Annotated in this window: 25 protein-coding genes and 1 tRNA gene; 17 read left to right on the top strand and 9 right to left on the bottom strand. The window is 59.2% G+C overall.

The genetic code is table 11. From position 1 onward, the window contains the following. Nucleotides 1–71: 71 nt before the first annotated feature. From ispH to ACOTTU_RS11580, 7 genes are all read left to right on the top strand, one after another. Nucleotides 72–1,022 carry a 4-hydroxy-3-methylbut-2-enyl diphosphate reductase gene (gene ispH / locus ACOTTU_RS11550; protein ID WP_425658117.1) on the top strand — a complete coding sequence of 317 codons (951 nt, stop codon included), beginning with the start codon at nt 72–74 and terminating at the stop codon, nt 1,020–1,022. Then, the gene (locus ACOTTU_RS11555) at nt 1,019–1,633 is read left to right on the top strand and encodes a LysE family translocator (RefSeq protein WP_298919375.1); all 615 of its coding nucleotides are present in this window, start codon (nt 1,019–1,021) and stop codon (nt 1,631–1,633) included. The genes ispH and ACOTTU_RS11555 overlap by 4 nt, the downstream gene beginning before the upstream one ends. Beyond that, nucleotides 1,630–2,082, top strand: coding sequence for a DUF3429 domain-containing protein (locus tag ACOTTU_RS11560; protein ID WP_425658119.1), 453 nt, complete (start codon nt 1,630–1,632; stop codon nt 2,080–2,082). The genes ACOTTU_RS11555 and ACOTTU_RS11560 overlap by 4 nt, the downstream gene beginning before the upstream one ends. Then, nucleotides 2,079–2,672, top strand: coding sequence for a class I SAM-dependent methyltransferase (locus ACOTTU_RS11565; protein WP_425658121.1), 594 nt, complete (start codon nt 2,079–2,081; stop codon nt 2,670–2,672). Before ACOTTU_RS11560 ends, ACOTTU_RS11565 begins: the two co-directional genes overlap by 4 nt. Further along, nucleotides 2,665–3,120, top strand: coding sequence for a ribonuclease HI (gene rnhA / locus ACOTTU_RS11570; RefSeq protein ID WP_425658123.1), 456 nt, complete (start codon nt 2,665–2,667; stop codon nt 3,118–3,120). The genes ACOTTU_RS11565 and rnhA overlap by 8 nt, the downstream gene beginning before the upstream one ends. Continuing rightward, a complete protein-coding gene (locus ACOTTU_RS11575) occupies nt 3,117–3,740 on the top strand; it encodes a trimeric intracellular cation channel family protein (protein ID WP_425658125.1) in 624 nt (207 codons plus the stop codon). Before rnhA ends, ACOTTU_RS11575 begins: the two co-directional genes overlap by 4 nt. 238 nt (nt 3,741–3,978) lie before the next feature. Next, nucleotides 3,979–4,395 (top strand): VOC family protein, encoded by a 417-nt coding sequence (locus ACOTTU_RS11580; RefSeq protein WP_425658127.1) that lies wholly within the window; start codon nt 3,979–3,981, stop codon nt 4,393–4,395. 67 nt (nt 4,396–4,462) lie between these two features. Here ACOTTU_RS11580 and ACOTTU_RS11585 read toward each other — a convergent pair whose 3' ends face one another. Genes ACOTTU_RS11585 through ACOTTU_RS11595 form a run of 3 tightly spaced genes read right to left on the bottom strand, consistent with a single transcriptional unit; the run spans nt 4,463 to nt 7,499 of the window. Continuing rightward, complete coding sequence (locus ACOTTU_RS11585; protein ID WP_425658128.1) at nt 4,463–5,488, bottom strand: ABC transporter substrate-binding protein; 1,026 nt, start codon at nt 5,486–5,488, stop codon at nt 4,463–4,465. After that, nucleotides 5,458–6,834 carry a sensor histidine kinase N-terminal domain-containing protein gene (locus ACOTTU_RS11590; protein WP_425658130.1) on the bottom strand — a complete coding sequence of 459 codons (1,377 nt, stop codon included), beginning with the start codon at nt 6,832–6,834 and terminating at the stop codon, nt 5,458–5,460. Before ACOTTU_RS11590 ends, ACOTTU_RS11585 begins: the two co-directional genes overlap by 31 nt. Beyond that, on the bottom strand, nt 6,831–7,499 hold the full coding sequence (locus ACOTTU_RS11595; protein WP_425658132.1) for a response regulator transcription factor: 669 nt from the start codon (nt 7,497–7,499) through the stop codon (nt 6,831–6,833). The genes ACOTTU_RS11590 and ACOTTU_RS11595 overlap by 4 nt, the downstream gene beginning before the upstream one ends. 104 nt (nt 7,500–7,603) lie before the next feature. Between ACOTTU_RS11595 and ACOTTU_RS11600 the strand changes: the two genes are divergently transcribed. The 5 genes from ACOTTU_RS11600 to ACOTTU_RS11620 are packed head-to-tail and all read left to right on the top strand — an operon-like array spanning nt 7,604 to nt 12,214. Beyond that, a complete protein-coding gene (locus tag ACOTTU_RS11600) occupies nt 7,604–8,572 on the top strand; it encodes a Bug family tripartite tricarboxylate transporter substrate binding protein (protein WP_425658134.1) in 969 nt (322 codons plus the stop codon). Further along, nucleotides 8,572–9,060: a tripartite tricarboxylate transporter TctB family protein gene (locus ACOTTU_RS11605; RefSeq protein WP_425658136.1), complete on the top strand. Its 489-nt coding sequence runs from the start codon at nt 8,572–8,574 to the stop codon at nt 9,058–9,060. The genes ACOTTU_RS11600 and ACOTTU_RS11605 overlap by 1 nt, the downstream gene beginning before the upstream one ends. A gap of 1 nt (nt 9,061) precedes the next feature. Further along, nucleotides 9,062–10,567 (top strand): tripartite tricarboxylate transporter permease, encoded by a 1,506-nt coding sequence (locus ACOTTU_RS11610; RefSeq protein WP_425658138.1) that lies wholly within the window; start codon nt 9,062–9,064, stop codon nt 10,565–10,567. Next, nucleotides 10,567–11,922 carry an acyclic terpene utilization AtuA family protein gene (locus ACOTTU_RS11615; RefSeq protein ID WP_425658140.1) on the top strand — a complete coding sequence of 452 codons (1,356 nt, stop codon included), beginning with the start codon at nt 10,567–10,569 and terminating at the stop codon, nt 11,920–11,922. Before ACOTTU_RS11610 ends, ACOTTU_RS11615 begins: the two co-directional genes overlap by 1 nt. Beyond that, nucleotides 11,915–12,214, top strand: a complete 300-nt coding sequence (locus ACOTTU_RS11620) for a DUF4387 family protein (RefSeq protein WP_425658142.1) — start codon at nt 11,915–11,917, stop codon at nt 12,212–12,214. The genes ACOTTU_RS11615 and ACOTTU_RS11620 overlap by 8 nt, the downstream gene beginning before the upstream one ends. 64 nt (nt 12,215–12,278) lie before the next feature. Here ACOTTU_RS11620 and ACOTTU_RS11625 read toward each other — a convergent pair. The 3 genes from ACOTTU_RS11625 to ACOTTU_RS11635 all read right to left on the bottom strand — a co-directional run bounded on the left by ACOTTU_RS11625 (nt 12,279) and on the right by ACOTTU_RS11635 (nt 13,385). Then, nucleotides 12,279–12,355 (bottom strand) — tRNA-Arg (locus tag ACOTTU_RS11625). Nucleotides 12,356–12,615: 260 nt separating this feature from the next. Beyond that, the gene (locus tag ACOTTU_RS11630) at nt 12,616–13,074 is read right to left on the bottom strand and encodes a GNAT family N-acetyltransferase (RefSeq protein ID WP_425658144.1); all 459 of its coding nucleotides are present in this window, start codon (nt 13,072–13,074) and stop codon (nt 12,616–12,618) included. Continuing rightward, nucleotides 13,074–13,385, bottom strand: coding sequence for an ETC complex I subunit (locus ACOTTU_RS11635; RefSeq protein WP_298919405.1), 312 nt, complete (start codon nt 13,383–13,385; stop codon nt 13,074–13,076). Before ACOTTU_RS11635 ends, ACOTTU_RS11630 begins: the two co-directional genes overlap by 1 nt. A 225-nt stretch (nt 13,386–13,610) precedes the next feature. Between ACOTTU_RS11635 and radC the strand changes: the two genes are divergently transcribed. Both radC and uvrB read left to right on the top strand, forming a co-directional pair. Further along, entirely contained in the window at nt 13,611–14,408 is a 798-nt protein-coding gene (gene radC, locus ACOTTU_RS11640; protein WP_298919407.1) for a RadC family protein, read from the top strand. A 104-nt stretch (nt 14,409–14,512) separates the two neighbouring features. Then, nucleotides 14,513–16,717, top strand: coding sequence for an excinuclease ABC subunit UvrB (gene uvrB / locus ACOTTU_RS11645; protein ID WP_425658146.1), 2,205 nt, complete (start codon nt 14,513–14,515; stop codon nt 16,715–16,717). Between the two features lie 5 nt (nt 16,718–16,722). On the opposite strand, the gene ACOTTU_RS11650 is transcribed toward uvrB, so the two are convergent. Further along, on the bottom strand, nt 16,723–17,655 hold the full coding sequence (locus ACOTTU_RS11650; RefSeq protein WP_425658148.1) for a DUF2971 domain-containing protein: 933 nt from the start codon (nt 17,653–17,655) through the stop codon (nt 16,723–16,725). Between the two features lie 304 nt (nt 17,656–17,959). Between ACOTTU_RS11650 and ACOTTU_RS11655 the strand changes: the two genes are divergently transcribed. Continuing rightward, nucleotides 17,960–18,298 carry an EamA family transporter gene (locus ACOTTU_RS11655; protein WP_298919411.1) on the top strand — a complete coding sequence of 113 codons (339 nt, stop codon included), beginning with the start codon at nt 17,960–17,962 and terminating at the stop codon, nt 18,296–18,298. On the opposite strand, the gene ACOTTU_RS11660 is transcribed toward ACOTTU_RS11655, so the two are convergent. Beyond that, nucleotides 18,295–18,531: a zf-TFIIB domain-containing protein gene (locus ACOTTU_RS11660; RefSeq protein WP_298919412.1), complete on the bottom strand. Its 237-nt coding sequence runs from the start codon at nt 18,529–18,531 to the stop codon at nt 18,295–18,297. The two genes, ACOTTU_RS11655 and ACOTTU_RS11660, sit on opposite strands and share 4 nt — an antisense overlap. Nucleotides 18,532–18,678: 147 nt before the next feature. On the opposite strand from ACOTTU_RS11660, the gene ACOTTU_RS11665 reads away from it, so the two are divergent. Together ACOTTU_RS11665 and ACOTTU_RS11670 are read left to right on the top strand one after the other, a co-directional pair. Next, on the top strand, nt 18,679–19,104 hold the full coding sequence (locus ACOTTU_RS11665) for a hypothetical protein (RefSeq protein WP_425658150.1): 426 nt from the start codon (nt 18,679–18,681) through the stop codon (nt 19,102–19,104). Nucleotides 19,105–19,185: 81 nt separating this feature from the next. Next, the gene (locus ACOTTU_RS11670) at nt 19,186–19,857 is read left to right on the top strand and encodes a hypothetical protein (RefSeq protein ID WP_298919416.1); all 672 of its coding nucleotides are present in this window, start codon (nt 19,186–19,188) and stop codon (nt 19,855–19,857) included. A 52-nt stretch (nt 19,858–19,909) separates the two neighbouring features. Here the strand turns inward: ACOTTU_RS11670 and ACOTTU_RS11675 are convergent, their stop codons facing one another. Beyond that, nucleotides 19,910–21,562 carry a glycosyl hydrolase family 28-related protein gene (locus tag ACOTTU_RS11675; protein ID WP_425658152.1) on the bottom strand — a complete coding sequence of 551 codons (1,653 nt, stop codon included), beginning with the start codon at nt 21,560–21,562 and terminating at the stop codon, nt 19,910–19,912. Nucleotides 21,563–21,616 lie beyond the last annotated feature (54 nt).

Below are 21,616 nucleotides of genomic sequence, written 5' to 3' on the forward strand. Positions count from 1 at the left end.
GTCCAGAGGTCGCTCTGGACGCTGCTTGCGCAAAGCCTTACCTCTGGTGAGAGAACTCCGGAGCTAAGACCATGACCAAACCGCCCCTGACCCTGTTGCTGGCAGCGCCGCGCGGCTTTTGCGCGGGCGTGGATCGCGCGATCAAGATCGTTGAGATGGCGCTGGAAAAATGGGGGCCACCGATCTACGTGCGCCACGAGATCGTTCACAACAAATTCGTGGTGGACGGGCTGCGCGCAAAGGGTGCGGTCTTTGTTGAGGAACTTTCCGATTGTCCCGATGATCGCCCGGTCATCTTTTCCGCCCATGGGGTGCCCAAGGCCGTGCCCGCCGCCGCCGCCAAGCGCGAAATGGTCTATGTTGACGCCACCTGCCCGCTTGTCAGCAAGGTTCACATCGAAGCACAACGTCACGCCGACAATGGTCTGCAAATGATCATGATCGGCCACGCAGGTCACCCTGAAACCGTCGGCACCATGGGCCAGTTGCCCCCCGGAGAGGTTCTCCTCGTCGAAACCCCACAGGATGTCCCCGGCCTTGAGGTGCGCGATCCAGAACGGCTGGCTTATGTCACGCAGACGACGCTCAGCGTGGACGATACCGCAGATGTGGTCGCGGCTCTGAAAGCCCGTTTTCCCGCCATCGTCGGGCCGCACAAGGAAGACATCTGCTATGCCACGACCAACCGTCAGGAGGCGGTCAAGGCGATGGCCCCCAGATGCGACGCGATGCTGGTCGTCGGCGCCCCCAATTCCAGCAATTCGAAACGTCTGGTCGAAGTGGGCGCGCGCGCAGGCTGCAATTACGCGCAGCTGGTGCAGCGGGCAACTGACATCGACTGGCGCGCGCTGGAAGGCATCCGCAGTATCGGGATCACCGCCGGGGCCTCAGCACCCGAAGTGCTGATCAACGAGGTCATCGACGCCTTCGTCCAGCGGTATGACGTGACCCGCGAACAGGTGGAGACCGCCGTGGAGAACGTTGAATTCAAGGTCCCCCGCGTTCTGAGAGAACCCGCGTGATCTCCTTTCAGTTCCTGCTCACCGCCTTCGTCGTGGTTCTGGCCCCCGGCACCGGGGTCATCTACACAATTGCCCTGGGATTGGGTCAGGGCAGGCTTGCCGCTTTCTGGGCATCTCTGGGCTGCACCATCGGGATCCTACCGCATCTCGCCGCCGCGACCCTCGGTTTGGCCGCCGTGCTGCACACAAGTGCTGTGCTGTTCACAATCGTCAAATTCGCGGGTGTGGCTTATCTGCTCTATCTTGCCTGGCAATCCCTGCGCGCGCATGGCGCGCTATCCATTGGCGCGCAAAAATCAACTGAACCGGGATGGATCATTGCCCGGCGCGCCACGCTGATCAATCTTCTGAACCCCAAACTCTCGATCTTCTTTCTGGCCTTGCTCCCTCCGTTCCTGTCCGGCCAAGCGGACACGGCGACTTTGGAAATGGTGGTTTTGGGCGCGGTCTTCATGATCATGACCTTCGGGGTTTTCCTGTTCTACGGCGTTTTCGCGGCAATGACGCGCCGATGGCTGCTGGGATCAGAACGCGTGATGCGGTGGCTGAACCGAAGCTTTGCGGGCATCTTTGTAGCCCTTGCTGGCCGTCTGGCGCTGGAAAAAGCATGAGCCGCATCCCGGCGGCCCCGCTTGCCCTTGGCCTTGCGGGCGTTATCCCGTTCGTCTGGGGGGCCGTGACCCTGCTGTGGCCCGCGCTGGCCGATTGGGGGGCCAGCACCTTCGGCTCTCGTTTTGTGGGCCCCTATATCCAGCTTTTTTACGGCACGGTAATCCTGTCCTTCATGTCGGGCGTGCTTTGGGGATTTGCCACCAAGGCCAGCGGCACAAGGGCCGCGACCTGCTACACCCTGTCGGTGATCCCGGCACTCTGGACTTTCTTCATGGTCGGCGGCGGACCGGTATCCTCCGCGACGAACCTGTTTTTCGGGTTTGCCGGCGTGCTCTTGCTCGACATCGCTTTCTGGCAATGGGGGCTCACGCCGCGCTGGTGGCTGTCCTTACGGGTCTTGCTGAGCGGCATCGTGTTGATCTGTCTGGGTGTCGGGATATTTCTATGAGCGATGAAGAAACCCTCAAAGTCTATGGTGAAAAAGCCCGGGACTATGTGGAACTGACCGAAGGGTTCAATGAGACCGATCCGCGGCTGGAGGCCTTTATCAGCGATGTGCCAAAAGGCGGGCATGTGCTTGATCTGGGATGCGGACCCGGCACCTCTTCGGCCGCGATGGCCGAACGCGGATTGTCGGTGACCGCCGTGGACCCGGTGCCCGAAATGATCGCCCTTGCGCAACGCCATCCGGGCGTGGAGGCTCGGCTTGCAGGGTTTGACGATATCTCCGGCACCGATGTCTACGATGGCATCTGGGCCAATTTCTCTTTGCTGCACGCCAGCCGTGAAGACATGCCGCGCCATCTTGCCGCGCTGGCCCGAGCGCTCAAGCCCGGGGGGCGCTTTCACATCGGCATGAAGACCGGAACCGGCAGCAAACGCGACCCGATCGGGCGGTACTACACCTATTACACCGACGCCGAACTGACCGGTCTGCTGGAAGAGGCGGGCCTGACGGTCACGGCGCGCGAAACCGGCAGTGCGAAAGGGCTTGACGGGGTCGAGGCCGCCTATATATGCCTCGCCGCTCATGGCTGAATTATTCGCATATACAGATGGGGCCTGTTCCGGCAATCCCGGGCCGGGCGGCTGGGGGGCCCTGATGCGGGCGATGGACGGTGAGACCGTCATCAAGGAGCGCGAATTGAAAGGCGGTGAGCCGGAGACGACCAACAATCGCATGGAACTGCTCGCCGCGATCAACGCCCTTGAATCTCTGAACCGCAGTAGCACGATCACCATCGTGACGGATAGCAATTACGTCAAGAACGGGATCACCAGCTGGATTTTTGGCTGGAAGAAAAACGGCTGGAAAAACGCGGCCAAGAAACCGGTGGCCAACGCCGAACTCTGGCAACGGCTGGACGCGGCTAATGCAAAGCATGATGTGACCTGGAAATGGGTCAAAGGCCACGCGGGCCATCCGGAAAACGAACGCGCGGATGCGCTTGCCCGTGCCGGCATGGCGCCGTTCAAACCCAAATGACCCTGATTGCCTTTCTCGATTACGCCTCCGTTGTCATCTTTGCGCTGACCGGTGCTCTGGTGGCCAGCCGCCAGCAGCTTGATATCGTGGGCTTTGCTTTTGTGGCCTGTCTGACGGCGGTGGGCGGCGGCACCCTGCGCGATGTGCTGCTGGACCGGAACCCGATTTTCTGGATCGCGCAACCCGCCTACATCGGGCTTGCCTGCGCCGCTGCGCTGGTCGTCTTCTTCACCGCCCACCGGTTCGAGAGCCGGTTGAAAACGCAGATATGGCTGGACAGTTTCGCGCTGGCAGTGGCGGTACCGGCGGGCACCGGCGTGGCCCTTTCGATGGGTCAGCCTGCGCTGGTTGTCGTCTTGATGGGCACCATCACCGGCTGCATGGGAGGCTTGTTGCGCGACGTGGTTCTGGACGATCTGCCGGTTGTGCTGAAACAGGGCGAGCTTTATGTGACGGCGGCATTTGCCGGTGCAACGGTCGCAGCCCTGACCCGGCCCTATTTCGCCGATGCGCTGATCCCGCTGGCCCTCTGCGCCTTCGTCACATGGGCGCTGCGTGCAGGCTCACTGGCCTTTGGCTGGCAACTGCCGGTCTACAAAAGCAGACCGCCGAGGATATGAAGGGACGCGAACCGAGCTTCGCTGCAGTTGCGCCAGTTTCGGCTTTTGGGATTTAACGAACGCCCTTTTGTTCAATCGAGTTGTGTGTAGGCTTACCGCCATGCAGTGGCCGCTTTGCAATGACTAAAGCCTGTCACTTTACCTTGATCGCTTTTCGCGTGTCACCGAAGCGAGAGGCCGCGAACAAGCGATCCAACGTTAAGTCGAAACGCTATAAATTCCGGAGGGAGCACACGCCATGATTGCTTATGTCACCGTTGGGGCAGATGACATCGCGCGCGCGGAGCGATTTTACTCTGCGTTCCTGACAGCCCTTGGTTACAGACTGGAGGAGTATCATGGGGACTTGAGCTACATACCGCCCGTACAACCGGGTCAATCTCAGGTTTCGCCAGATTTCTATGTCAAATCACCCTTCAATGGCGGCGCCGCATCGGCTGGCAACGGAGCTATGGTCGCATTTGAGGCGCGCAGCCAAAGCCAGGTACGTGATCTACACGCCGCAGCCCTCGCTGCCGGAGGTTCTGACGAAGGTCAGCCTGGGTTTCGCGCCTCCTATGGATCTCACTTCTACGTTGGCTACCTTCGCGACCCTAACGGCAACAAGATCGCGTTGTTCTGCAGCAACCCGGACGAACCTGGACGCGACGGATAAAGTGTAACATTGCAGCCATCCGCCCGATCCGCAGCGTCGTTGAAACCGGGTTCTTTCTCGATCTCCGCTATTCCTGCTCGATCGAACTGGTCCAGCTGCGCAGGAATGTCTCTCTGCGCATAGTGTCCAGAAAGACCAACAGGCCGGGGCCGAGCCGGATCGGACGGATGACACTTTCATCTTCTTTGGTGCTTGGTGCGACGGGCGGCAACCCAGTTTGTTCTGCCAGCGCAGGGCGTGTGTTCATCCCGGCCAGAAAATCAATCATCAACCCGGCCTCACCGGGCGCTTTTGCTGTCTTGGGGATGAGTGCCGAGCGCAGCATGACGGAGACAAAATCGTCCATTTCCACCACCAGCAGCCCCGGCGTGTCAGCGAGCCTTGAACGCGCGTAGCTGCCCAGAACATTATAGGCCAGCACAAGTTCCCCCCGTGCCACATCCGTGATCATGTCACCCGAACAGCAATAAAGCCGGGTGTTCAGCCGCCCCATCACTTCGGTCAGCCGCCAGAAGCTTTCCGTGTTGCGGGAATCCTGTGTGGCGAAGAGGTACCCCAGCCCTGACACACGCACATCATAGGTGCCGATACGTCCGTCGAAGACATCTGCATGATCGCGCAGCAGCGCAATCAGGTCTTCGCGGTTTTTCGGCAGGGCCAGACCCGTGAAAGCCTGCGCGTTCAGGACCAGAACCGCCGGTTCCTGCGTGAAGGCGAATATCTGATCACGCCATTTGGCCCAGCCCGGCAGCAAGGCCGTGGCATCAGACACATAGGTCTGCGCGAGACCGTCATTGGCCAACTTGGTCTGCAAATCCATGGCGGAAGAAATCGCCAGATCATATTGCGCGCCCTCATCATAAAGCGCGGTCATCACCTGCGCGGAACTGGCCACGTCATAGGTGATCGCAATGGCCGGGTTCTGATCCTGAAAGGCTTCTATGATCGGCTCGAACACATCCGCGTCCGCCGTGGAGAGAATGCGCAGCGTCACAGAGCCATTGGCCGGATACTGGCGGCTTTCCTCAATCTCGAAGGCCCCGGCCAGGGGTGCGCAAAAGCTCAGTAGGACGGCAAGACAAGCGAGACGCATGCGCCCTCTCCTTTCGGGTTTTGGGCAATTTCCAGCGTGCCGCCATGGGCGCGGGCCACATCCTGCACAATCGTCAGCCCCAGACCGGAACCGACCACGTCATCCACGTTGGACCCCCGCGAAAAACGGTCCGGCAGGCGCGCGATGTCCTGCGCCTCAAAACCGCGGCCCTGATCGCAGAACTGCAACCGGCAGGGCGACCCGGGCGTCAGGCGCACGGTGATGTCCGTATCGGCGGGCGAATATTTGATCGCATTGTCGAGAATATTGCGCACCGCGTTCTGCAACAGGATCGGATCACCCTGCACCCGCAGGGGCGTGTCGGGCAAATGCAGGTTGATCGCGATGTCCTTCAGTTCGGCTGTGGGCGACAGCCGGTGTATGGCATCGCGCAACAGCTCCGCAGGGTCGATCTCTTCGGTTTCCAACTGGTCGGAGCGCAGGGTGACCATCGCGTGGTCCAGAAGCTGCCCGGCAGAGCGCGAGCTTTCATCCACCGCCCGTATCATCTGCCGCAGGGCCGCGCGGTTTTCCGGTTTCTCCATTTGCAGATGTACCACTTCGGCCTGGGTGCGTACGGTGGCCAGCGGGGTACGTACGCGGTGCGCAGCCTCGACAATCAGATCTTCGGAACGGGTCAGCGCCGAGCCGAGCCGCGCGATGAAGCCGTTGAGCCCGCCCACAAGGGGCGCAAGTTCAGTGGGGGTTTCGGCCGTGACCGGGCGCAGATCCTTGGGGCCACGCCGGGCCACGGCTTCGGCCAGACGGTTGAGCGGGGAAAGCGCGTTTTGCGCAGCAAAGGCGCTGAGTGCGGTGGCCACAAGAAAGAACGCCACGCCGATGGCCGTGGCAATGGTGGTGATGCGTGAGGAAATCGCGGCCAGTCCCAGACGGGTCTGGGCGACCACAACCTGCACGCGGCGCGCCTGATTGGCAGCACTGAGCGCGCGGGTGACCACCACGGCGCGAAACGTATCATCACGGTAGCCATAGGTCGCAAAGACAGGCCCACGCGCGCGCCCTTCGGGTACGGGCAGATCGTCATAGCCTGTCAGCGTGCGCCCATCGACAATCACCCGGTAAAACACCCGGTCTTCAGAGACCGTGCCCAGCATCGACAGCGCCGAATAGGGTATTTCCACGCGGATTTCGCCCGCGTCCGAATAGACCGCATCGGCAATCGAGGTGGCGGAGGCGGCCAGAATGTTGTCTTGCGTGGCCTCCGTCGCGCGCTCGGCCACAACCCTGAGCGAAAAGAAAAACGCCACTGACAGGAGTGCTGCAACAAGCGCCAGCTGCCCCACCAGCCGCCGCCTGATTGAGCCCGGAGAGCCCGCAGCGCTCATCCGCGTTTCACCATCCGGTAGCCTAGGCCGCGCACTGTCTCAATATGGGCTTCAGACGCGCCGAGCTTGCGGCGTAACCGGCCCACATAGACCTCGATCGCGTTTTCCGAGACGTCCTCGGAAAAGGAAAACAGGCGGTCCATCAGATGAGATTTGGAAAAAATCTGCCCCGGGGCGGCAAAGAAAACTTCTAGCAGGCGCATTTCACGATTACGCAACTGTTCGGTCCAGTTGCCTGCCGAAATCGTGCCGGTGGTCGAATCAAAAACCAGGCCCGCGAACTCGCGCGTGTTGCCCGCCGCGCCGCCAAGTCGGCGCATTACAGCTCGTGTCCGGGCTTCCAGCTCGGCAAAATCGAAGGGTTTGGTGATGTAATCATCCGCTCCCAGATCAAGCAGACCAACCCGGTCGGAGACCTCCGAACGCGCTGTCAGAACGATCACGGGCGTCGGGTCATCCTGCGCGCGGTGGCGGCGCAGAAATTCACGCCCGTCCCCGTCTGGCAACATAATATCCAGCAAAATCAAATCGTAAGACACGGTCTTCATCGACAGCTCCGCATCCGCCAGAGACGCCGCATGATCCACCACATGCCCATCCAGCGCAAAGCGCCCCGTCAGCGCGCGGGCCAGATCAGCGTTGTCTTCTACCAGCAGAAATCTCATGGGCGGTTTGGTCTTTGCATGCGTGACAGGTTGGTGTCAGGTTCCTAAGGTCATGTCACCACATGAAACGGGTGGAGACCCGTCAAGTCAAATGGGAGGAACCAATGACAAAACGCTTTTTCAAGGCGCTCGCAACGAGTGCCGTGCTCTCTGTGGGTATTGCAGGGGGTGCCACGGCGGCGGAATGCATCGCACCGGCCAACCCCGGTGGGGGCTGGGACTTCACCTGCCGTCAGATCGGCAAGATCCTTTTCGACATCGGAGCGGTCGACAAACCGGTTCAGGTCACCAACATGCCGGGCGCGGGCGGCGGTCTGGCTTACGGCAACGTCGTTAATGAGCGTGGCTCTGACGAAGACCTGATCGTGGCGGCCTCTTCAGCCACAACCACACGTCTGGCGCAAAACGCCTATGCGGGCATGACAGCGGATCAGGTCCGTTTCGTCGGCGCCATTGGTGCTGACCCGGGCGTGATCGTGGTGGCCGCGGACAGCGACTATCAGACGCTGGGCGATCTGGTGGAAGCCATCAAGGCGGACCCCGGTTCCGTCGCCTTTGCAGGCGGGTCGGCTGTGGGCGGCTTTGACCACCTCAAACCCCTGATGATCCTGAAAGAAGGCGGGTTCACCGACATCACGAAAGTCAAATACATCGGTGTTGACGGGGGCGCGGATGCGATCACCCAGACGGTCGGTGGATTCACGCAGGCAATGACGGGCGACATGTCCGAAGTTGTGAGCTTCCTGTCCAACGGCGACATCCGCGTCATCGCGGTGCTGACCGACGAACGCGTACCCGGCTTTGACGACATACCCACGGCCAAGGAGCAGGGATATGACGTGGTCGCGGTGAACTGGCGTGGCCTTTACGTGCCCAAGGACATCTCGGACGCCAAGTTCGACGAATGGGCCGGCAAGCTGCAACAGGTCGCGGACAGCCCCGAATGGGCGCAGGCCATGAAGGACAACGGTCTGGCCCCATTCACCAAGGTTGGCGGCGATTTCCAGTCTTATGTTGACGGGCTTGTCGCAGACATCGCCACCATGTCCAAAGAGCTGGGGGTCACCCAGTAATGGCATCAGACCGCATCTTTGGTCTGATCTGTTTGATCACGGCAGTCGCGTATATCGCGGCTGCCACACAGATCAAGACGAACCTGTTTTCCGGCGAATTTCTTCCGAAGCTCTTCCCGTTGATGATCGGGGGGGTGGCCGCCATCTGTTCGCTGTCAATCATGTTCAAGCCTGATCCTGATCCTGCCTGGCCTGCAAGCCGCACGTGGGGCGCCATGGCCATCGCGGTCTTTGTGCTGGCGCTTTATGCAGTCTTTCTGACGCCGCTGGGCTTTTTGCTGCCCACAGCCATCGCCGCCGGTATCCTGAGCTATCAGATTTCACCCAATCCGCGCGCGGCAATCTTCTCCGGTCTGGGCCTGTCACTAGGCCTGTTCGTGCTGTTCAAATACGCCCTCGGCCTGGGCAATATCGTGGCCTACCGCATTCCCACGGGCGAAAAGCTCTGGGATGCATTCACCATTCTCATTCCATTTGTGGGGCACTGACATGGACATCCTCGCAAATCTGGCCATCGGCTTTGGCGTGGCCCTGTCGCCTTACACCCTTTTTCTGGCTGTCTGCGGCTGCTTTCTGGGCACCATCATCGGCGCGCTGCCGGGTCTCGGCCCCTCGAACGGTGTGGCGATCCTGATCCCGATCACCTTTACGCTCGGCCTTGATGCGACCTCCGCGCTGGTGCTGATGACATCAGTCTACTACGGCGCGATGTATGGCGGGCGCATCTCTTCGATCCTGCTGAATATTCCGGGCGACGAGCCTGCGCTGATGACCACGCTCGACGGCTACCCAATGGCCAAACAGGGCCGCGCCGGGGATGCGCTGGTGCTCTCCGGTGTTGCGTCTTTCGTGGGCGCACTGCTGGCCACCATCGGTTTGATGCTGCTGGCCCCCACGCTGGCCCGCGTGGCCTTTTATTTCGGCCCGGCGGAGTATTTCGCGCTTTACCTGCTGGCCTTCTGTACGCTGGGGGGCATGGCCTCGAACAATCAGGCCAAGGCGGCGCTGGCGGCCTGTATCGGCCTTGGCATCGCGATGATCGGCGTGGACAGCTCCTCTGGTCTTCCGCGACTGACGGGCGGCAATCTGCACCTTTTCGACGGCATTGATTTCCTTGTTGCCATCGTTGGCCTTTTCGCCATCGCGGAGGTCTTCTTTTTCATCGAAAGCCACGGCAAAGGCTCCTCCATCGGGGTGAAGCTGGAAAAGGTCACGATCCCGTGGAAGGACATCATGGCCACCAAATGGACCATGCTGCGCGCCTCTGGCGTGGGTTTTATCGCCGGTATTCTGCCCGGTGCGGGGGCCTCACTGGGGTCTTTCCTGGCCTATATGACCGAAAAATCCGTGGCCGGCCCCAATGGCGGTTTTGGCACCGGCGCGCCCAAGGGGATTGCTGCCCCCGAGGCTGGCAACAACGCCGCCGCCGGTGGCGCGCTGGTGCCGATGCTGACGCTGGGCGTTCCTGGCTCCGGGACTACGGCCGTGTTGCTGGCGCTGCTGATGACGCTGAACATCACCCCGGGGCCTACGCTTTTCACCGAGCGCGCCGATGTGGTCTGGGGTCTCATCGCCTCGCTGCTGATCGCCAATGTGGTGCTGCTGCTGATGAACGTGCCGATGGTCAAGATTTTCGTGAAAATCCTGATGGTGCCTGCATGGGTGCTGTTGCCGGGCGTCACGATGATCTCTTTCGTGGGCATCTATTCGCTCTCGGGCAGCTATTTCGATCTGCTGCTGATGATCGGCTTCGGCATTCTGGGCTATTTCCTGCGCAAGCTGGATGTGCCGACCGTGCCTGTCATTCTGGGCATTCTGCTGGGGGGCAATATGGAGGACGCGCTGCGCCGTGCCATGACCCTGTCGGACGGCGATCCGATGTATCTTTTCTCTTCACCCATCGCTATTGGTTTCTGGGTCGCGGCCATCGCGGGTTTTGTCGCCCCTATGTTCCTGCGCGGCATTCTGAAAAAACCGGAGGCGCATGAGGACTGATGGTACGGGTACTTGTCCCTTCCGGCGCGCTGGGGCTGAATTACGACAAGCAGGCTTTGCAGCGCGGGATCGCGGCAAAGCCTGACATCATCGCCATCGACGGCGGCTCCACCGACAGCGGGCCGTCCTATCTGGGGCGGGGCGTGTCGAAATACGCGCGCGCCTCGACCAAGCTGGAATGGGCCGGGCTGATGGCGGCGCGGGCAGAGGCCAATGTGCCGCTGGTCATCGGCACCGCTGGCACCTGCGGGGCGGACAGCGCTGTGGACTGGATGCTCGACATCACCCGCGAAATTGCCGCCGAACAGGCGCGGCCTCTCAAAATTGCCGTGCTGCGCAGTTCCCAGAACCCGGACGCCTTAGCGCAGGCGTTCGAGGCAGGCCAGATCATGCCGCTGGCCAATGCGCCGGAGGTGACATCAGAAGACATCCGCGCCTGTTCAAACATCGTGACCCTTGCCGGGGCGGAACAGATCGCAGCCGCCCTTGAAACCGGGGCCGACATCATCATAGCAGGCCGCACCACCGACACGGCCATCATCGCCGCCCTGCCCCTGATGCGGGAGTGCCACGCGGGCGGGGCCTGGCATGGTGCCAAGATTGGCGAATGCGGTGCCCTTTGCGCCACCAACCCGCAATCGGGCGTGATCATGATCGACTTTGATGCCACCGGCTTCACCGTCACACCGCTGGCGGATGGGGCGCACGCCAGCCCGCACACGGTGTCTGCCCATATGCTCTATGAGAATTCCGACCCTTTCATCCTTTATGAACCGGGGGGGCATCTGGATGTGACAGCGGCGAAATACAGCGCGGTCGATGGGACATCGGTGCGCGTCGAAGGCTCCGAATGGGTGGCTTCGGACCGCTACACGGTCAAGCTGGAAGGCGCGCGCCCCGCCGGGTTCCGAACGGTGGTCATGGCGCTGCTGCGCGATCCGCATTACGTGGCCAATGCCGCCCTTTGGGCAAAGGACATCGAAGGCAAATGCCGCGCAAAGGTGATCGAGCGCATGGCGCTTGATGCCGAAGACTTCACGCTGGAGTTGCGCCTGATCGGGCATTCCGCCAGTTTCGGCGCGCTGGAGACGCAAACCGCCACACCCTTTGAAATCGGCGTGATCGGGATTATCACCGCACCGTCGGAGGCGCAGGCCGCTGAGATCGGCAAATTGCTGAACCCTTACCTGCTGCACCACCCGCTGACACAGGAAGAAGAACAGCCCACCTTTGCCTTTCTTTCCTCACCGCCCGAAATGCATCAGGGGCAGGTGTACGAATTTGCCCTGAACCACGTGTTGCACCTGAATGATCCCATGGAGGCCTTCGGGCTTGAGGTGATTGACATTGACTGACCTGCGCAGCCTTGTGAGCAAAATCCGCAGCAAGAACGCTGGCCCTTTCTGGCTGACCATCGACATTTTCTGCGGCACGGCCGAAGCTTTTGATCAGGTCTCTGGCGGCCTGAGCACCAGCCGCGTGGCGGCGGTTTTCGGCGCGGAAGAACAGTCCCTCAAACGTTTTGACATCCCCGAGTTGAACGTCGTCAAATTCTCCCTGCCCCGCCCCACGGTACAAGGTGCCATCGACGACCGGGATATGCATGGCGCCTCCTGGGCCGCGCTGATTGGCGAGATTGTACTTTAGAAATTGCGAGTGGGCCTCGCTTGAACTCAAAACAATCCGGCCTCGAATGGACAGGCGGTCTTGGTGGCGGGCCCTGAAGGATTCGAACCCTCGACCTGCCGATTAGAAGTCGGCTGCTCTATCCAGCTGAGCTAAGGGCCCTCCATTGCGCGACGTCTAAACGATCAACAGCAGGTGGGCAAGACGCAGCAATCAAGCCGTCTCGATCTCGTGGGTACGCTAGCCCATGGCGAGAGATTAGAACACGCCCAGCGACAAGTTTGATTGGAAAAGACGCAGGAAAGTGGCCAAAGAGTTTACCGAGGCATTGTGCGCTTAGGGCAACGAAAGCCTGTTTCCAGTGAATACCGTTGGGCCATGGGACGATCGGCAGGGCACCCGCATGCTACCGCGCGCAAATCTCAGATCGTACGCTGCATGAAAACGCTCAGCGGGTCCTCTGTGTAGTCCCCGAATGGCGGGCATTCGGCAAAACCCGCGCTGAGGTATAGTGCCCGGGCCGCGGCGTGCTCGGGCCCCGACCCGGTTTCAAGCTTCAGCTGATGCAGGCCCAAGCCCGTTGCTGCGTCGATCAAAGCTGCGAGCATGGCCCGCCCGGCACCGCGACCGCGCGCCTCTGAGGCGGTATGCATGGACTTCAACTCACCCCAATCTCCCATGGTGCGAATTGCGCCAATGGCAAGTGCCTGACCGTTCTCCCGCAGGACAAAAAGGTGGATATCATCTGCCGACAGGGCCTCCGAGGGGAGTACGTGACAGCTCTCGGGCGGCGATTGTGATCGCATCAACTCAAAATGTCGATCCAACAGATGGGCAACATCCGCTTGCGTGGCCAAAGTGGGCCCGACGTCAAAGGCCATCAGTGCGTCCAGGCACCTCGCCTGCCGGTCGCGAAGTTTTCGCCATACCCACCGGGACGGATATTGGGTTTGCGTTTCTTGGGTTCCAGCACGTCGGCGTCGATGCCATTTTCGCTGGCATATTCCAAAGCGGCTTCTTTCGTGGCGAAGCGCAGTTTGACCTGGGATTGCGTGTCCGTTGATGACGTCCACCCCATCAACGGGTCCACTTCACGCGAAGACGCAGGCGCAAAATCCAGGACCCAACTATGGGTCTTTGCAGTCCCAGACTGCATCGCCGTCCTGGCTGGCTGGTAGATGCGTGCGCGCATAGCTCTTCTCCCGATGATCCGGCTTTTAGTATATCCGGGATTTTCACGACTGGAGCAAGATGTGAAATCCCGCTTGCTTAATCGTGGGGTCTTTGCCACCGGATGGAGAAATTTTCACACCAACCGCAGATAATCGTCATTGTCGGGGGCGTTGTTAAACATTCGCTAACCTAGATTTTCCAACATTCGACTCACTGGCTTCAAACGAGGTTGATGCGTGTGATCATGAGAAATGGATTTTCGGAGGCTGCCCTTCGCGGTCTGGAAGAACTGGAACGTCGGATTCCAAGCGGTGTCGTGACCAAACCGCTTGAGGCCGGGGAATTTGCAAGTGCCGGCGGCGCTCCGACACCCCATTACATTGGGCACAGGCAACGGCTGCGCACGCGCTTTCTGGCCGGCGGACACGCCCCGATGCCAGAGTACGAATTGCTGGAGCTGCTTTTGTTCAACGCCATCGAGCGCATTGACGTCAAACCCTTGGCCAAAAGGCTACTCTCAACTTTCGGGGATCTGAACGGCGTGGTCGCCGCGTCAAAGCACCGTTTGTTGCAGGTTCGGGGCACCACCGAGAAAGTCTATCTGCAATTGAAACTGGCGGAATCTTTCGCGCAACGCATGGCACAAGCCAAGGTTCTGCAACGCTGCGCCCTGTCCTGCTGGGACGACCTCATTGAATATTGCCGGACGGCAATGGCGCACCGGGATACAGAACAGTTCCGTATTCTTTACCTCGACACCAAGAACGTCGTGATAGCGGATGAGGAGCAGGCCCGCGGCACTGTGAATCACGTGCCGGTCTATCCGCGCGAAGTGGTCAAACGTGCGCTGGAACTCAATGCATCCGCGCTCATCCTGGTGCACAACCACCCGTCCGGCGATCCTTCGCCCAGCCAGGCGGATGTATCCATGACCGATGCCATCGTGCGCGCCTGCGAAGCCATTGACGCCCGGGTCCATGATCATGTGATCATCGGAAAGAACAGTGAAAGTTCATTCCGAAGTCTGGGCCTGCTCACCTAGAGGCAACCCTGGGCATTACTGACAGTATTTGTCAGCAGCCGCGAGACTGCCCTTGATCCTGCGTCAAAACATGGCACCTATGGGGGAACCCCCAAGGATTGCACATGCCCTACGCCCAGACTGATTCCTCTGACGTGCCACAAGTGATGGCCAACCCCGCCCCGAATGTCCGCGACCGCCTCAAACTCGAGGGCGGCAAGAAATTTGTCCTCAGCACGGAATTCGATCCCGCGGGCGATCAGCCGACCGCCATCAAGGAACTGACCGAAGGTGTCAATTCAGGCGAACGCGATCAAGTGCTTTTGGGCGCGACCGGCACCGGCAAAACCTTCACTATGGCCAAGGTCATCGAAGAAACCCAGCGCCCGGCGATCATCCTTGCGCCCAACAAAACGCTCGCGGCACAGCTTTACGGCGAGTTCAAAGGCTTCTTCCCGGAGAACGCCGTAGAGTATTTCGTCAGCTACTACGACTACTACCAGCCCGAGGCCTATGTGGCGCGGTCGGATACCTACATCGAGAAAGAAAGCCAGATCAACGAGCAGATCGACAGGATGCGCCACTCCGCCACCCGTGCGCTGCTCGAACGCGACGACGTGATCATCGTGGCCTCGGTTTCCTGCATCTACGGGATCGGCTCGGTTGAAACCTACGGGGCGATGACGCAGGACCTGAAGGTTGGGAAAATGTATGACCAGCGGCAGGTCATGGCCGATCTGGTGGCCCAGCAATACCGTCGCAACGATCAGGCGTTCCAGCGCGGATCTTTCCGGGTACGCGGCGATTCCTTGGAAATCTTTCCCGCCCACCTTGAAGACCGCGCCTGGAGGTTGTCTTTTTTCGGCGAAGAACTGGAATCCATCACCGAGTTTGACCCGCTGACAGGTGAAAAAACCGACAACTTCGATCAAATCCGCGTTTATGCCAACAGCCACTACGTGACGCCTAAACCCACGATGCAGCAGGCGATCATCGGCATCAAGAAAGAGTTGAAAATCAGGCTCGACCAGCTCGTCAACGACGGTAAATTGCTCGAGGCACAGCGGCTGGAGCAGCGCACAAACTTCGATCTAGAGATGCTGGAGGCCACGGGCGTCTGCAACGGCATCGAGAATTATTCACGGTATCTGACGGGCCGTGCCCCAGGCGAACCGCCCCCCACGCTGTTTGAATTTATCCCCGACCACGCGATTGTCTTTGCCGATGAATCCCACGTTTCCGTCCCGCAGATCGGCGGCATGTACAAGGGCGATTACCGGCGCAAGTTCACGCTGGCCGAACACGGCTTCCGCCTGCCGTCGTGCATGGATAACAGGCCGCTCAAGTTCGAGGAATGGGACGCGATGCGCCCGCAATCGGTCTTTGTTTCCGCCACACCCGCAAATTGGGAAATCGAGCAGACGGGCGGGGTTTTCACCGAACAGGTGATCCGCCCGACCGGCCTTCTGGACCCTGAGGTGGAAATCCGCCCGGTCGAGATGCAGGTGGATGATCTGCTCGACGAGGTGCGCAAGGTGGCTGCCGATGGTTACCGCACGCTCTGCACCACGCTCACCAAACGCATGGCGGAGGATTTGACCGAATACATGCACGAGCAGGGCATCCGCGTGCGTTACATGCACTCCGACATCGACACCATCGAGCGTATCGAGATTCTGCGAGATTTGCGGCTGGGCGCCTTTGACGTGCTGATCGGCATCAACCTGTTGCGCGAAGGTCTCGACATCCCCGAATGCGGGCTGGTGGCGATCCTCGACGCGGATAAGGAGGGTTTTTTGCGCTCCGAAACCTCGCTGATCCAGACCATTGGGCGCGCCGCGCGCAACGCCGATGGCCGCGTGATCATGTATGCAGATCGCATCACCGGCTCGATGGAACGCGCGCTGGCCGAGACCAACCGCCGCCGCGCCAAGCAGGTCGCCTATAACGAAGCCAACGGCATTACGCCTGCGACGGTGAAAAAGAACGTCGAAGACATTCTTGCCGGGCTCTACAAGGGCGACACCGACCAGTCCCGCGTGACCGCCAAGATCGACAACCCGCTTGCCGGCGGCAACCTGCAAGCGGTGCTGGACGGGCTGCGAACCGACATGCGCAAAGCCGCAGAGAACCTCGAATTCGAAGAAGCCGCGCGCCTGCGCGATGAGGTCAAACGGTTAGAGGCTGTCGACCTGGCCATCGCCGACGACCCCATGGCCCGACAATACGCGGTGGAGAAAGCGGTGGACGACGCCCAGAAAGCCTCAGGCCGCAGCACCATGGGCCGCGGCGGGATGCGTGGTGGGGTGAAGCGGAAGCGGGGGCGGTAGAGCATTCACCCAGACCTGAAGGGGATAGAAGACATATGGAGCTTTTCAATCAGCTCTTCTTTATTCAGCGATCTGAGCATTCTTTCTCCAGCCATCTTTGCGATTGGGGATGAGGCCGAAGGGCCGATTATTATCCTGTCAATGATGTTTGTGAGTTCCGTGCCTTCTGATAATGCGCCGCTTAGGGGTTTTATCTCCAGCTTGAGCTTTGGGTGCAAACCATGCAGACCGTTCGAGTAGCTGAAGAATTGTTTCAGAATACCTTTACGATCTCTGTCTTTAAAGTAGGCAAGCCGCCACTCTTGCTCTTCATCAAAGCCTCTGTGCTTAGAAAAAATTGCAAGAACACAAAGTCTATCGAATAGTGCCTGAGCCAGGTTTCCAATGCGATTGTCCGCAATCTCATTGGCTCTAACGAACGCGGCAACTTTGTCTATTTTGTTGGCAATTTTCTCTTTTCGCTCATCGTTCGATGCGTAGTCCACTGGCGCAAGCGCAAGTGGGCTTCCTTCCATCTCTTCGAGACTGGATACATCAACGACCAAGGCCGCTCCCTTACCATTAGCTCCGTATCCACGCCACATTGATAAGCGTCCGTCATAATCCACTGGATCATGAACCGAAAAACACATGACATACAAATCCAGAACGTGCTGACGTCCATAGGTATCATAGGCAGCGTCAATAAAATCGTAGAAAAGCGCAGCCCTACTTTTGGCACCCAACGCTTCTCGCAGGTTATCGTTTCTGTAGATGAGATCGACGCCTGCGTTTATTCCAAATCTGACCTCTTCTAGATCATTCATAAACAACGGATTGGACAGCCAAACTTGTTCATTCGAAAGAATGTTCTCCAGATTTTCTAGTGAGGTGTAGTGCGCCAGCAATGGCGAATTCATGGCCCCATCCCGCGCTGGATCAACATCGTCATAGAGCATGACCCAATACGCTTGCCAAAGTCTGTCAAAATTCATTTCCCGCTCCAAGCATGACTGTTCCTTAATCCTAGTGGACTTTCGCGCTTGGCCAAAGGGGGCGAAGCGTCCTCGTCTCACCGGAGGTGAGCCAATGAGCGGGCGCGCCCGGCGCGACGGGTAGGGTAAGAGGCTACTATGCGTAGCACTGGTTGGCCCTTGATCAGCACCCCAAGCCCTTTGTGACCTGCTTCACAGCCACCGGGCACGGTCCGTGCCATACTCAGCCGCACGGGTACTTTCCCCGTTGCATGAAAAGGGCACCCCCATGACCCATATGGCTTTCGGATATTTCTTCGCATTCTTCACCGCCTTCATGGTGATCATCGGAGATTTCGCGATCAAATGGGCGGCGGATGGCGGCCATGGGGTCGCCTCGCACTACGTGCTCTTGGGCGTCGTCATCTACGGGGCCTCGGCGATCTTTTGGTTCTACGCGATGCAGCACGTCACGCTGGCGCAGGCGGGTGTGGCTTATTCGATGCTGACGCTGATCGCTCTTGCGATCATCGGCGCTGTCTATTTCGGTGAAACGCTGAAGTTCCGCGAATACGCCGGATTGGGATGTGCCGTGCTCTCCATGATATTGATGAGCCGCATCGCCTAGAAATCGAAAATATCCTCAAGAAAGCTGCCGCGCTTTTTCTTCTTGTAACCTCCGCGGTCATCGTAGCCACGTTGCGGCTGGGGCGCAGGGGGAGGCGTCGTCACGCTGCGGTCAATGATCTTGTCCAACTCTCCCCGGTCAAGCCAAACACCCCTGCATTGTGGACAATAGTCGATCTCGACACCGCTCCGATCGGTGATGACCAATGTCGTTCCATCTACGGGGCATTTCATAAAGCTTTCTCCTCACAGGTTGAATTCACACTGTGATATAGGAAGGCGCAGGCCGGATTTCATCCTCTGAGCCGGCAAAATCCAAAGCTGTACGCCGCAAAACCATGTCTTTCTGGCAACGGTGTATTGATGCGCTAAGTGGTAATCATGCGCGTTTTTCTGACCTTTCTTTGCTTTGCAACACCGGCATCGGCCTGGGAATTCACGCCGGGTCTGCCCTGCCTTTTGACCCACACCGAATCCGGGGTTTTTCTTGAGCTGACGTTTGATCCGAGCAAACCTCTGTATACGATCACGATCAAAACGCCTGATCCCTGGCCGGACTCAGATGTCTTTGGCTTAAGGTTTTCCGGCCCTGCCGAATTGGCAATTGCAACCGATCAACACCAGCTGGGTTATGACAATAGATCCGTCACCGTCGCCGACACAGGTTTCGGAAACGTTCTAAATGGGTTACAATTCAATAGAATAGCGACCGCAACCCTCGGGGATCGGGCCGTTTCGGTATCTTTGCAGGGGGCTGCGGAACCGGTCGCAGCCTTCCGCCAATGTGAAATATCCGCCGGCGCCTGACAGGAAACCTTCGACACGGGCCACCCCGGCGTAACCAATTGTTAACTTTCGTTAACCATGATGTGGCACAGGAGAGCTGCTATGACGCGGATGATTGCGCTGGCCACGTTATTGATTCTGGCCAGTGTGCAGATCGCTCTGGCTGGCCCGTGGTTGCGCGAGAAAGGCAAAGGGTTCGCGTCAGGGTCATTCAACATTACACAAGAAAAGGACACTGCCGGAAGCGCCTATCTGGAATATGGTCTGCGCGATAATGTCACGCTTGGTGCGGATTTGTTTTACGGCATTGACCGAACGTTGCAGCAATCCGGCTCAGGCATCGTTTTCCTGCGCTTTCCCCTCAGCGCCCCGGACGCAACCCATAAATGGGCATGGCATTTCGGGCTGGGCGCGCGGTCCCAAAATCAGGTCATCGAACCAGCTATTGAAGCCGGTTTGTCGTGGGGACGCGGGATCAAGATTGGCGAACGATACGGCTGGGCCGTGGTGGACAGCAGCATCAACGTGCCCGGCTCGACGCTTGAAACCCGGGTCAAACTGGATGGGACGGTTGGACTAGGCCTGAGCGATCACTGGAAGGTCATGATGCAGGTGTTCAATACCTATCAGGACAGCGATCTATTCACGAAAGTCGCGCCATCCATCCTCATCGTTCCCGGCACCGGCAACTATACCCTGCAAATTGGGACAGAGGTTCCGGCGATCGGCGGTGGCGATACCGAATTCAAGATCGGTGTCTGGCTGGAGTTCTAGGCGGGCACTACGACGTTTTGGGGACATGCGCGGACCAACGGCCGGCGGGTCTTCAAATCGGCGTATCGGGCTCTTCAGGTTGCCGGAAAACCCATGCCGATCCATTTTCTGAGGTCTTCAGTGTCTGGTTCCCCATCAGGATGTTATGTGCCCCACCCAGCACCCCGAAATGTCGAACCCCGCTGGCGTAGGAGGTAAAAATCCGCACGCCACCGGCATTGGTATTCAAAGCCACAACTTGCGCATCCCTGTCTGCGGTGATCTCGCATCGGTCCACCAGCATCTGCGAACAACCTTCTCCTGTAGAGGTCACACCTCGGTCACCAGGACGCGAGAAAGCGCAGTCCTTGAGTTGAAAGGCCTGCCCGGAGGCCGACAGCATGATGCCACTGGCCACGTTGTTGCAGATCAGTTCGATGTCTTGAAGAGTGAGGCCACTGAGTTTCTCAATACCACTGAAATCCAACAGATATCTGAAACGGTTAAACGAAAATTCCCGGGAGGTGTCCGACGCCTCCAACGGTGCGCTGAGCGCTATCGTATGGCGCGCTGGATCGACTGCACGGACATAGATTTCCGGGCCAACACCCTGTCCCTGAACCAACGCACCGACCGGCACGTCAACAATCTCGCCTGAGGCCTCCAGGATATGTTGGTCGTTCTTGGAAACGGTTGCCGTGCAGCTGACACTCTTACTGGCCCAAGCCTGTGAGCCAAGGGCTTCGATACGGCCGTTTCGCAAGACACGCCGCCTAACCGGGCGATTGCAATCCGACTGCGCGGCCCGCAATACCATTGGTTCAGCAAGGCTGACCAAACGACCCCCAAGGTCGAAGCTTTTTTGGTCATCTGAATTCAGAAGAGCTTGAAACCCTTTGCGAAACGCAATGTCGGAACGGCCAAACGCATCAATATAGCTTGGCAGGTCAAAGTTCCTGCACAGCGTCAAGGTGGCATCGTCGGGCATCGACACCACGCCTTCAAAGCGGACGTCGGACGCCAGCGTCAGATTTTTGGAAAGGAGATATGTGCCTTGGCTGACAAGCAGCTGTCGACCTCGTGCCGCGGCATCAGCCGCCCTGAAAGCTGCGGTGTCATCGGTGACGCCATCTCCACGGGCGCCGTAGTCGCGAACGTCAACCATGGCAATGAGATCACGCAAAAAGAAACTCGTTACATCTTCTATGATCAGATCATCAACACGAACACGCCCGCCAACCGGACCGGTAAGGTCTATGCCGAAATGACCATATAAAGCGTCGGCACCCCAAACCATGTCCACGCCGGGCCGCGCCCCTGCACCCACGATGGCGGAAACTTCCACCACGGTGCCCGGTTTCGTGACGGTCACCGCGGGTCCTGTGGTGACAACACCGGCAACCGGTGCGCCCCCGGCGCCACCAGCGAAGCCGGCGATACGTACCGATGGCAGCGGCCCGTCCATAACCTTGATGCGCGCGGTGATGCGCAAATAGCAGCCCGGCAACAAGGGGATTTCCCCCATATACCTGATCTTCTGTGTTTTTTCGACTTTGCGAAGCTCAAGACATACGCCAAATTCTGCATCGCTGACCAGTTGTGCGATGTCCGCTGCGTCAGCGTATGTGGCCGTCCCGGGCGTGCCATCTTCGCTGGAATAGACATCCAGCGCCCGCGCGAAGGCGATCGGCATCAGATGCACGCCGTCAGTAATCACCTTGTTCATGGTTCAAATGCCCCTTCGCATTGGTCCTCACGCCAAGGATTATCTGCGAAGGGT

It is taken from the genome of Roseobacter sp. EG26 (assembly GCF_049830555.1).
GTDB lineage: Bacteria > Pseudomonadota > Alphaproteobacteria > Rhodobacterales > Rhodobacteraceae > Roseobacter.